The 11,526-nt window shown below is 67.5% G+C and carries 8 protein-coding genes; 6 read left to right on the plus strand and 2 right to left on the minus strand.

The genetic code is table 11. The annotated features are described in order from the left end of the window. Positions 1 to 190 precede the first annotated feature (190 nt). The 3 genes from HBF26_RS02605 to HBF26_RS02615 all read left to right on the plus strand — a co-directional run bounded on the left by HBF26_RS02605 (position 191) and on the right by HBF26_RS02615 (position 4,246). Entirely contained in the window at positions 191 to 856 is a 666-nt protein-coding gene (locus tag HBF26_RS02605) for a carbonic anhydrase (RefSeq protein WP_167122759.1), read from the plus strand. Then, positions 853 to 1,728: a bestrophin family protein gene (locus HBF26_RS02610; protein ID WP_167122761.1), complete on the plus strand. Its 876-nt coding sequence runs from the start codon at positions 853 to 855 to the stop codon at positions 1,726 to 1,728. Before HBF26_RS02605 ends, HBF26_RS02610 begins: the two co-directional genes overlap by 4 nt. 112 nt (positions 1,729 to 1,840) lie before the next feature. Next, positions 1,841 to 4,246: a GH92 family glycosyl hydrolase gene (locus tag HBF26_RS02615; RefSeq protein WP_240151161.1), complete on the plus strand. Its 2,406-nt coding sequence runs from the start codon at positions 1,841 to 1,843 to the stop codon at positions 4,244 to 4,246. Between the two features lie 39 nt (positions 4,247 to 4,285). Here HBF26_RS02615 and HBF26_RS02620 read toward each other — a convergent pair whose 3' ends face one another. After that, the gene (locus HBF26_RS02620; RefSeq protein WP_167122763.1) at positions 4,286 to 6,460 is read right to left on the minus strand and encodes a copper-transporting P-type ATPase; all 2,175 of its coding nucleotides are present in this window, start codon (positions 6,458 to 6,460) and stop codon (positions 4,286 to 4,288) included. Further along, the gene (locus tag HBF26_RS02625; protein ID WP_167122765.1) at positions 6,457 to 6,873 is read right to left on the minus strand and encodes a heavy metal-responsive transcriptional regulator; all 417 of its coding nucleotides are present in this window, start codon (positions 6,871 to 6,873) and stop codon (positions 6,457 to 6,459) included. The genes HBF26_RS02620 and HBF26_RS02625 overlap by 4 nt, the downstream gene beginning before the upstream one ends. Positions 6,874 to 7,045: 172 nt before the next feature. Between HBF26_RS02625 and HBF26_RS02630 the strand changes: the two genes are divergently transcribed. The 3 genes from HBF26_RS02630 to HBF26_RS02640 are packed head-to-tail and all read left to right on the plus strand — an operon-like array spanning position 7,046 to position 11,360. Continuing rightward, complete coding sequence (locus HBF26_RS02630; RefSeq protein ID WP_167122767.1) at positions 7,046 to 7,777, plus strand: ABC transporter ATP-binding protein; 732 nt, start codon at positions 7,046 to 7,048, stop codon at positions 7,775 to 7,777. Between the two features lie 2 nt (positions 7,778 to 7,779). Next, entirely contained in the window at positions 7,780 to 10,140 is a 2,361-nt protein-coding gene (locus tag HBF26_RS02635; protein ID WP_193569730.1) for an ABC transporter permease, read from the plus strand. Between the two features lie 14 nt (positions 10,141 to 10,154). Further along, positions 10,155 to 11,360, plus strand: a complete 1,206-nt coding sequence (locus HBF26_RS02640; protein ID WP_167122771.1) for an efflux RND transporter periplasmic adaptor subunit — start codon at positions 10,155 to 10,157, stop codon at positions 11,358 to 11,360. Positions 11,361 to 11,526: the final 166 nt, after the last annotated feature.

Below are 11,526 nucleotides of genomic sequence, written 5' to 3' on the forward strand. Positions count from 1 at the left end.
CGAGGCCCCATGTGGGAGCCGGCTCTGCCGGCGATCCCGCGGCAGCGGGCACTCTCGCGAAGACGTATCGCCGCTGAAGCGGCTCCCACAGGCTGGGCGCCATACTCCCGCGAATCCCCTGCGCGCCGCTTTGGCATAAACTTCGCCGGTTGCCGCGCCCTCGCGCGGCCCGATCTGCCGAGGTGAACGCATGACCCAGGATACCCCCCGCGACGACAGCCTCCTTGGCCTGCTCAAAGGCGTCGAGGACTTCAGCCACAAGGTCTTCCCCGAGCGCGAGCAGCTCTTCAGCGAACTGGCCGAAGGCCAGAGCCCCCACACCCTGTTCATCACCTGCGCCGATTCCCGCGTGGTACCGGAGATGATCACCCAGACCCAGCCGGGCGAGCTTTTCGTCTGCCGCAATATCGGCAACATCGTGCCGGGCTACGGCGAGATGCTGGGCGGCGTGTCGGCGGTGGTGGAGTTCGCCGTCATGGTGCTGCGTGTCCGCCACGTCGTGATCTGCGGCCACACCGACTGCGGTGCCATGAAGGGCCTGCTGAACCCCGATTCCACGCGCGACCTGCCCACCGTCGAGGCATGGCTGCGCAACGCCCAGGCCGCCAAGAGCGCCGTGTTCGCGCGCAAGCTCGAAGGCGCGGCCGCCATGAACGCCCTGATCGAAGAAAACGTTCGCCTGCAACTCGCGCACCTGCGCACCCATCCGGCCGTCGCAGCGGCACGGGCCAATGACGCCATCAGCCTGCAAGGCTGGGTATACGACATCGGCGACGGCACTGTCTCCGTGCTCGACGGTGCCACCGACCGCTTCATTCCCCTGGCGGAAGCGATCCGTCGCGAGAACGGCGTGTGATCCTGCCTGGACGCGCCCATCTCGGGCACATCCTGCACTACGTCGGCAAACCGTTGGTGTGGCTGCTGGCGTGGGACATCGCCGTCACCGCGTTCTGGTACCTCGTGCAGCCGGTGTGGATCGAGTTTCCCAGCCTCCCCATTACGCTGCTGGGCTCCGCGGTCGCCGTCTATCTGAGTTTCCGCAACACCACCGCCTATGCGCGCTGGTGGGAGGCTCGCACGCTGTGGGGCGCGATGGTGAACGCATCGCGCACCCTCGCACGCGACGCGCTTACGCTGCTGGCGGATCGGCAGGTCGCGGCACGTGTGGTCCATCGCCAGATCGCCTACGTGCATGCGCTGCGCATGCACCTGCGCCGGCAGACGCCGTGGGACGAACTGGAAGGCCGTCTTCCCGCCGACGAAGTCGAACGCCTGCACGGCGTGCTCAACGTGCCCAATGCCATTCATTCGCGCACGGCTGCGACCATCGCCGACACGGGAACGGATCCCATCCTGCTCGCCACTTTCGCGCGCACGCTGGCCGACATCTCGAACGCGCAGGGCGGCATGGAGCGCATCAAGAACACACCGCTGCCCCAGCAATACGCCGTCTATCCGGCCATCTTCACGCACGGCTTCTGTCTCCTGCTGCCCCTGGGCCTGGTCGAAACCCTCGGCCTCTATACGCCGCTCGGTTCCACCGTGGCGGGCTTTCTCTTCCTCGCCCTGCTGCAGATCGGCAACGACATGCAGAACCCGTTCGAAAACAAGGAAGACGATGTGCCGCTGACCGCCCTCACGCGCGGCATCGAGATCGACCTGCGCGACGGGCTCGGCGAAGCGCATGGCCTGCAACCCGTACAGCCGGTCGACGGCATTCTCTGGTAGCTCGATCGGGCCACGGTCGCGCCGCCCGCCACCGTTGCCTGGCCCCGCGGCACGCGATCCCTGATATAACGGGATTTCAATCGAGATAAATCGATAGCTGCCGGAGGTTACCTTGCGCACCATTCGTCCCCTCGCCGTTGTTGCCGCCCTGCTCCCTGCCCTCGCGGCGGCGGCCTCCGGCCCCGCCGAGCTGGTGAATCCGCTCATCGGCACCACCAATGGCGGCAACGTCTTTCCGGGTGCCGTCGTGCCTTTCGGCATGCTGCAATTCAGTCCCGAGGCCTCGCCGTTGCCGGGCAAGAAGGCGCCCATCGCGGCGCCGGGCGGCTACGAATATCGCGCCGATGCCATCCGGGGTTTCAGCCTCACCAACGTCGAAGGCTGGGGCTGCGCCGGCGCGTCGGGCGACGTGCCCCTCATGCCGATCACGCAGGACGTGACCACGTCGCCCTCCAGCGACTTCCGCCACGCGTACGCATCGAAGTTCTCGCACGCGAACGAAACCGCGAAGGCCGGGCACTACCGCGTGGCGCTGGACAACGGCGTGGAAGTGGACCTCACCGCCGCCCTGCATAGCGGCGCGGCCCGATTCGCCTTCCCCGCCGGCAAGCCGGCGAACGTGCTTGTGCGCGTATCGGATTCGGAAGTGGGTTCGGAAGAGGCGAAGGTCGCCGTCGACACGGCGCATGCCAGGGTCTCGGGTGAAGTCACCAGCGGCAACTTCTGCGGTTACATCAACGAAGCCGATCGCCGCAGCTATTACACGCTCTATTTCGTGGCGGAGTTCGACCAGCCGTTCGCCGCCACCGGTGCCTGGCATGACGGAACGGTCGAAAAAGGCGGCACGCACGCCCAGGGCGGCACGGGGTACGGACCGAAGGGCTTCCCCGAGGCAGGCAAGGGGTCGGGCGCCTGGGTCGGCTTCGCCAAGGGCACGCGCGATGTGAACGTGCGAATCGGCATTTCCTATGTGAGCTCCGCGAACGCGCAAGCCAACCTGGACGCCGAGATTCCGAAGGGCACCCGCTTCGAGTCCGTGCGCGACAAGGCCGTGGCCGCGTGGAACGAACGCCTCTCGCATATCGACGTGCAGGGCGGCACGCCGGACCAGCGCACCGTGTTCTATACGGCGCTGTACCACGCGCTGATGCACCCCAACGTCTTCAGCGACGTGAACGGCGAATACCGTGGCTTCGACGGCAAGACCCATCGCGTCGCGGGAAACCAGAAAGCCCAGTACGCGAACTTCTCCGGCTGGGACGTCTATCGCTCGCAGTTGCCGCTCGTCGCATGGCTGGAACCCAAGACCGCCGGCGACATCGCACAGAGCCTCTATAACCAGGCGCAACAGAACGGCGGCGTGTGGGATCGCTGGACGCACAACAACGGCGGCACGCACGTCATGAACGGCGACCCCGCCGCGCCATCCGTCGCAGGCATCTACGCCTTCGGTGCGCGCGATTTCGACGCAAAGGGGGCCCTCGCCTCCCTGGTGCACGCGGCCGACCATCCCACGGCGCTGGATACCTCGCACGACGGCTGCGAAGTGGAATGCGTGGGGCAGCGCCCGGGCCTCGACGCGTGGCTGAAGCTGCACTACATCCCGGTCGGTGCGCCGGCCTGGGGCCCGGCCGCCGACACGCTCGAAACCGTGGCTGCCGAATTCGGCATCAGTGCGCTTGCCGGGCGTCTGGGCGACAAGGACACCGCTGCCCGCTTCCTCGAGCGCGCGCAGTACTGGCGCAACCTGTTCGACCCCAAGGCCACGCCGGAAGGCGGTTACATCCGCAACCGCAATGCCGACGGCAGCTGGGCCCTGATAAAGGACGACGAGAAGGAAGCACCGCACGCCTTCACACCGTCGACGGAGGACGGTTTCGTGGAGGGCAGCGCTGCCCAGTACGTGTGGATGGTGCCCTTCAACGTCGGTGGCCTGTTCGACGCCATGGGCGGGCGGGAGAAGGCGCGCAAGCGGCTCGACGCGTTCTTCTATCAGCCCGACGGCAGCTTCGCGGTCACGAAGTCCGGCCCCCTGCACGCCGAACTCGACAACGAGCCGTCCATCGGCACGCCCTGGCTCTACAACTACGCCGGGCAGCCGTGGAAAACGCAGGAGCTGGTCCGCCGCGTGCTCGATACCATCTGGCTGAACGCCCCGAACGGCATTCCGGGCAACGACGATCTCGGCGAGATGTCGTCGTGGTATGTCTTCGCCGCGCTCGGCGTCTATCCGGCCATTCCCGGCCGCGCCGAACTGGTGGTGGGCAGCCCCCTCTTCACGCACGCCGTGGTGCACAGGCCGGAAGGCGACGTGATCATCGATGCGCCGAACGCCGGCGCCGGCAAACCGTATGTCACCGCATTGAAGGTGAACGGCAAGGCATCCTCGCGCGCCTGGTTGCCGGAGTCGTTCGCATTGAAGGGCGGCACGCTGGAACTCGACCTCTCGGACAAGCCGAACAAGGCGTGGGCCACGAAGGAAGCGGACGCCCCGCCCTCCTTCGACGCGAAGCGCTGACGAACGTCCGCACGTTCGGCAGCGGGAAGCGCGCCGGGGTCAGGTACCCCGGCGCAACCTCAAGGCGTTTCCTACCACCGACACCGAACTGAGGCTCATCGCCAGCGCCGCGATCATGGGCGACAGGGTGATGCCGAAGAACGGATAAAGCACACCGGCCGCCACCGGTACGCCCACCGCGTTGTACACGAAGGCGAAGAACAGGTTCTGGCGGATATTCTTCACCGTTTCCCGCGACAGCGCCCGCGCCCGCGCGATACCGGCAAGGTCGCCCTTCAGGAGCGTGACCGACGCGCTCTGGATGGCGATGTCGCTGCCGTTGCCCATGCCGATGCCCACGTCGGCGGCAGCCAGTGCCGGAGCATCGTTCACGCCGTCGCCCGCCATCGCCACCGTGGCGCCCCCGCGCTTCAATTCGGCGACGAGATGCGCTTTGTCTTCCGGCGAGATGCCTGCGTGCACCTCATCGATGGGCAAGGACGATGCCACCGCCTTCGCCGTCGCCTCGTTATCGCCCGTGGCCATAACCAGGCGCACGCCGGCCGCGTGCAGCGCATCCAGCGCAGGCTGCGAGGAGGGCTTCACGGCGTCGGCGAGGGACAGCAGCGCCGCGAGACGGCCATCCACGGCGAGATACATCGCGGTCGCACCGCCGGCACGTGCCGCGTCGGCCGCTGCCTCGGCGGCGCGCGCGTCGACGTGCCGTTCATTCATGAGGCCGATGTTTCCCAGCGCCACGTCGTGCCCGCCGACCCGCCCGGTCACGCCGCGACCCACGGTGGACTGGAATCCCGACACGTCGTCGGTGCGAATGCCCTCGCCCTCCGCCGCCGCCACGATTGCCGCGGCAAGCGGATGCTCGCTGGGACGCTCCACGGCCGCTGCCAGCGCAAGCGCTTCCGCGCGCTCCATGCCGAAGGGCTGGATGTCCACAAGCGCGGGCTTCCCTTCGGTGAGGGTGCCTGTCTTGTCGAACACCAGGGTGTCCACATCGCGCAGCCGCTCGATCGCCGCCGCGTCCCGAAAGAGCACGCCGCCGCGGGCGCCGCGGCCGCTCGCCACCATGATGGACATCGGCGTGGCGAGGCCCAGCGCGCAGGGACAGGCAACGATGAGCACGCTCACCGCCGCGACGAGCGCATGCGCCAGCGCAGGCGCCGGCCCCACGAACCACCACACGGCGAAGGCCAGCAGCGCTACCGCTACCACGGCGGGCACGAACCACGCGGCAACCTTGTCCGCCACGCGCTGCAACGGTGCGCGCGAGCGTTGCGCCTCGGCCACCATTGTCACGATGCGCGAGAGCACCGTGTCGTTGCCCACGTGCTCCACGCGCATGAGCAAGGCACCATGCTGGTTCTGCGTGCCGCCGGTGAGCCTTTCGCCCGGCCGCTTCGCGACAGGCACGGCTTCGCCCGTAAGCATCGATTCGTCCACATGGCTCTCTCCCTCGAGCACGCTTCCATCGGCCGGCACCTTCTCGCCGGGCCGCACCCGCAGGCGATCGCCCACCCGGAGGCTGTCCAGCGGCACATCCTCTTCCGTGCCGTCGCCTCCCAGCCGCCGCGCCGTCTTGGGCACCAGTCCCAACAGCCCGCGAAGCGCCTCGCCGGTGCGCCGGCGGGCGCGCCCTTCGAGGAAATCGCCGAGGGTCACCAGCGTGACGATCACCGCGGCCGATTCGAAATAGACGTCCACATGCCCATGCATGCCGCGCATGGCGGGCGGGAAAAGCGACGGCGCCAGGAAGGCCACCGCGCTGTAAAGCCACGCCACACCCGTGCCCAGCGCGATCAGCGTGTACATGTTCGGCGACCAGGGAACCAGCGAACGCCAGCCCCGGACGAAGAACGGTGCACCGCCCCACAGCACCACCACGGTGGCCAGCACCGCCTCGCTCCACCGGGCGACCGTGGCCCATGGCTCAGGCCACATCCAGCCGAACAGGTGCGGCCCCATCGCCACCGCCACGACTGGGATCGTCAGGACGGCGAGAATCGCAAGGCGCCTCGCGAGCGCGCGGGCCTCGCCGTCATCGACGTCGAGCGTAGGCTGGGCCGGTTCGAGCGCCATGCCGCACTTCGGGCAGGCGCCGGGGCCTTCCTGGCGCACCTCCGGATGCATGGGGCAGGTATAAATCGTTCCCGCCGGGGCCGGCGCCACGTTTTTCTGCGGCGTCGCGGCGGCGCCGTGCGAACAGCAGCTGTGGCTCATGCGCCCGGCTCCGCCAGTGCCTTGAGGATCGGACAGTCTTCCGGGGCGCCGTGCCCGGGACAGGCCTCGACGAGTTCCGCCAGGCCGTCCCGAACGCGCTGCAGTTCGGCAATTCGCGCCTCGATGGCGTGCAACCTGGCAGCGGCGCGCTCGCGCACGCCTTCCACGCCGCCGTGCCGGTCGGCAGACAAGGCAAGGAGCTCGCGAACCTCCTCGAGCGTGAACCCCAGATCCTTCGCACGGCGGATGAAGCGCAGCCGCGCGACGGTGCCGGAGTCGTATTCGCGGTAACCGGAGGGGCGGCGCCTCGGCTCGGGAAGCAGCCCTTCCCGCTCGTAGAACCGGATCGTATCGATGGCGACGCCGGCGCTCTGCGCGACGCGGCCGATGGTGAGGGCGGTTTGTGTGGTCATGGGGCAAGTCTAGACCCTTGATGTAGGTCTAGAGTCAACAGGCCCGTCGAGAGGCCCGTCCGGAGCCCGAACCCGTCTTCACGATCCATTTGCTTGCGCTGGATCACCAGCCCCCCGTGCCGTGCGCACTAGCGTCTGTCGTCATCCGCAGGCAAGTAGCGAGCGTGCCCGCATGTCACCGTCCCCGTTGCCGTCACAACCTGCCCCGGTCTTCCGCGCGCGGGGCCTCACCAAGGTGTACCGGATGGGCGAGGTGGAAGTACACGCGCTGCGCGGGGTCGACCTGGACCTGTTTCCCGGCGAGTTCGTCGTGCTGCTGGGACCATCGGGCAGCGGCAAATCCACGCTTCTCAATATCCTTGGTGGACTCGATGCGCCGACGGGGGGCGAGGTCTGGTACGTCGACCATTGCCTTACCGGAGCCGACGACCGGGCGCTCACCCAGTTCCGCCGCGAGCATGTGGGCTTCGTCTTCCAGTTCTACAACCTGATACCCAGCCTGACCGCGCGCGAAAACGTGGCCATCGTGACCGATCTGGCCGAGCGCCCCATGCGGCCGGAAGAGGCGCTGGATCGCGTCGGACTGGGTGACCGTCTCGATCATTTTCCCGCGCAGATGTCCGGCGGCGAACAACAACGCGTGGCGATCGCCCGTGCGATCGCGAAACGCCCGGCCGTCCTTCTCTGCGACGAACCCACCGGCGCCCTCGATTCGAGCACCGGCATTCGTGTGCTTGAAACACTGGAACAAGTGAATGCGGAGCTCGGTACCACGACCGTCGTGATTACCCACAATGCCGGCATCGGGGCCATGGCCCATCGGGTCCTGTACCTCGCCGACGGGCGCATCGTGCGCGAGGTGAGGCCGCCACGGCGAACACCCGCAAGGGAGCTCAACTGGTGAGCATGCTCACGCGCAAAGGCCTCCGCGACCTGTGGCACGTGCGCACGCAGGCGCTGGCCATCGCCTGTGTCATCGCGGGCGGCGTGGCCACGCTGGTGATGTCTCGCTCCACGCTGGAGTCGCTATCGAACACACGCGCACTGTTCTATCAGGAAGAAGCACTCGCCGACCTGTGGGCACCGCTGAAGCGGGCACCCGACACGCTGCTGCCGCGCCTGGCATCCGTGCCGGGTGTGCAGGCTGCCGAAACACGGTTGCTTGCCAACGCCACATTGAACGTGGCGGGATTCGAGGAACCGGCGCGCGGCGACATCGTTTCGCTCCCCCTGGACGGGGGCCAACCGTTGCTCAATCGCGTGCATCTCGTGAGCGGGCGCCTTCCCGATCCTGATGCGGACGCAGAGATCTTGCTGGGCGAGGCCTTCGCCCAGGCCCACCGCTTGCAGCTTGGCGACAGCCTGCGGCTGATCCTTCAAGGGCACGCCACGACGATGCGCATCGTCGGCATCGGAACGTCGCCCGAATACGTGTACCAGAGCCCGCCGGGGGCCGCATTTCCCGACTTCCAGCGCTTCGCCGTGTTGTGGATGAACCGACATGCGATGGAGAAGGCGCTGGATATGGATGGTGCGTTCAACAATGTGGTGTTCCGTCTCCGCACGGGAGCCATCGCCGAGGCCGTGGCTTCGGAGGTCGACGGGCTGCTGGCGCGTTACGGTGGCGTGGGCGCCTACGGCCGGCACGAGCAAACGTCAGCCCGTTACCTGGAAGAAGAATTGCGCCAGCTGCGCACCATGGCCACGCTGTTCCCTGTCATCTTCCTCGGAGTAGCTGCCTTTCTCGTCCACGTGGTGCTGATGCGACTGCTGAGCACGCAGCGCGAACAGGTCGGCGTGCTGAAGGCCTTTGGTTACGGCAACCGGACCCTGGCCGTTCATTACCTGGGCATCGCAACCTGGATCGCCGCCGGCGGAGCGTTACTCGGCATCGCGCTGGGAACCGCCCTGGGAAGCTGGCTGGCCCATGTCTACCAGGGGATCTATCGCTTTCCGTTCCTCACCTATCGGCTCAGCCTGGGCGCGACGGCACTCGGACTGGCGGTGAGTTTCGCCGCCGCGTGCGGTGGCGCGCTCCTGGCACTGCGTGCCGCTGCCGCGCTGCCGCCAGCCGAGGCCATGCGAGCCGCGGCCCCTTCCCGCTTCGGCGCAACGATACTGGAGCGACTGGGATTCCAGCGGTGGTTGTCGCCCTCTGCCCGCATCGCCATTCGCGACCTGGAGCGCCGGCCCGGCAGGGCATCGATCACCCTCGCTGGCCTGGCCATGGCGTGTGCCGTGATGACGGTCGGCCGCTTCCAGGGCGATGCCATCGATCGCATGGTGAACGTGCAGCTCAGCATCGCGCAGACACACGATATCGAAGTGAACTTCGTGGATCTTGCCCCGCGTGGCGCCGTGTTCGAGCTCGCCGCACTGCCCGGCGTACGGGAAGCCGAACCGGTGCGTTCGGCGCCGGTGCGCCTGGTTCATGGGCTGCGTTCGTATCGCACGACCCTGGAAGGCCTGCCACCGAATGCACGACTGAGGCGCCCCGTGGACGCGAAGCTCCGGCGTGTGGAACCCCAGAGCAACGATCTGCTACTGACCGACTACCTCGGAACGATGCTGGACCTGAAAGCCGGAGACCTTCTGGACATCCAGGCGCTGGACGGTCACAGGCACCGGCGGGAAATGCGGGTGTCCGGTTTCGTGCACGAGTACATCGGCGCACGTGGCTACATGGACCTGGACTCCCTCAACCGGCAGCTGGGGGATGGCGATGTGATTTCCGGAGTACTTCTGGGCGTGGCACCGGGCGCCGAGCCGGATGTCTACCTCCGGCTGAGCCGCCGCCCCCGCGTGATGGGAATCGCTTCGCGCCTGGCATCCGTGCGCAGCTTTTACGCCACCATGGGCGAAAGCATGCTGATCTTCTCGCTCGTCGCTGCGCTTCTCGGCGCGGTCATCAACTTTGGCGTCGTCTACAACGCCGCACGCATCAGCCTGTCCGAGCGAGGGCGCGAACTGGCCAGCCTGCGCGTTCTCGGCATGACCCGCGCGGAGGTCGGCGGCTTGCTGCTCGGCCAGCTCGGATTGCTGGTGTTCCTGTCACTGCCCTGCGGCCTGGTGGCCGGCTGGGCGCTCTGCTGGCTGATGGCTCGCGGATTCCAGTCGGAACTGTTCCGCGTGCCGGCGGTGCTTTCCACGGCAACCTACGCGTTCGCCGCGATCACCGTGCTGGCCGCCAGCGGGTTGTCGGCTCTGCTGGTGTACCGGCGCATCAGCCGCCTGGACCTTGTCGCCGTGCTCAAGACGCGGGAGTGATTCCGGATACCGTCATGACCATTCGCCGCCGCATTGCCATTCTGATTGCCGCCGGGGTCGTCGTCGCCGGCGCGTGGTGGGCCCTACGGCCCACGCCCCGCCCGGTGGATGTGGTGCGCGTCACCCGCGGACCGCTGCTGCAGCAGTTCGAAGAAGAAGGCCGGACCGAGCTCGCGCATCGATGGGCCGTGTCCTCGCCCATCGCCGGCACCCTTCGCCGCATCGATCTCCTGCAGGGCGACCCGGTGAAGGAAGGCCAATCAATCGCGCAGATCGAGCCGCTGCGTGCCCAACTGCTCGACCCCGCCAACCGCGCGCGCCTGCTCGCGGAAGAACGAGCCGCGCAGGCAGCCATGCGGGCTGCCCGGCAACGCCAGGCCGCCGCGCAGGTGGACGCCGATCTCGCATCGAAAGACGTGCAACGCATGCGAAAGCTCGGCAATGCGGGCGTCGTGAGCGTCGCCGCTCTGGACGAGGCCGAAGGGCGAGTGCTCCGTGCAAGGGCGTCGGCCTCCGCGGCCGAAGCCGATTACAACGCAGCGGACGCTCAGCGGGCCGCCCTGGCAGCGCTCCTGCAAGGACAAGGCGCTTCCGGCGGCCCCTTGGTGACACTCGTCTCACCCATCGACGGCGTCGTTCTCCATCGCTACCTCCAGAGCGCCACGCCGGTCCAGCCAGGCCAGACGCTGATAGAGGTCGGTAACCTCAAGGAACTCCAGGTGATGGCGCAAGTGCTCTCCCAGCAGGCCGCCCTGCTGCGGCCGGGAACGCCCGCGCAGGTATTGCGCTGGGGTGGCGACATGCCACTGCCTGCGCGCGTGGCCAGGATCGAACCCGGCGGTTACACAAAGATCTCGGCGCTCGGTGTGGAGGAGCAACGCACGCAGGTCTGGCTCGACATCATGGCGCCACGCGAACGCTGGTCGCAGCTTGGCGATGGTTATCGCGTCGAAGTCGCATTCGACGTGGCGCGCAAGGAAAACGTACTGAAAGTCGAGGCAAATGCCTTGTTTCTCGATGGAGCGGATTGGGCAGCCTATCGGCTCGACGGGAACCGGCTTCGCCGGGTGCACGTCCAGACCGGCATGCGTGGCGGCGTCGAGGTCGAGGTGGCGAAGGGCCTTGCGGAAGGCGACCGCGTCGCGGCATTTCCCGACGATCGCATGGACGACGGCATGCGCGTCGAGGCTCTGGAGCGAAGCGCTTCAGCGGCGAAATAGGGGTGGCGCCCGGAGGCTGAACGGCCTGCCGTTTTTGCGGTGCAGCGTGACAGCCGACGGAACACCGACTTAACTTGCGCCTGGGGATTTAGATCGATCCAAGTTAAGGACGGGCAAGACGGCCGCAAGGGGACCGTCGGCGACCTCCCAAACCTGGATCGCAAGT

Source organism: Luteibacter jiangsuensis (assembly GCF_011742555.1).
Classification (GTDB): Bacteria; Pseudomonadota; Gammaproteobacteria; order Xanthomonadales; family Rhodanobacteraceae; genus Luteibacter; species Luteibacter jiangsuensis.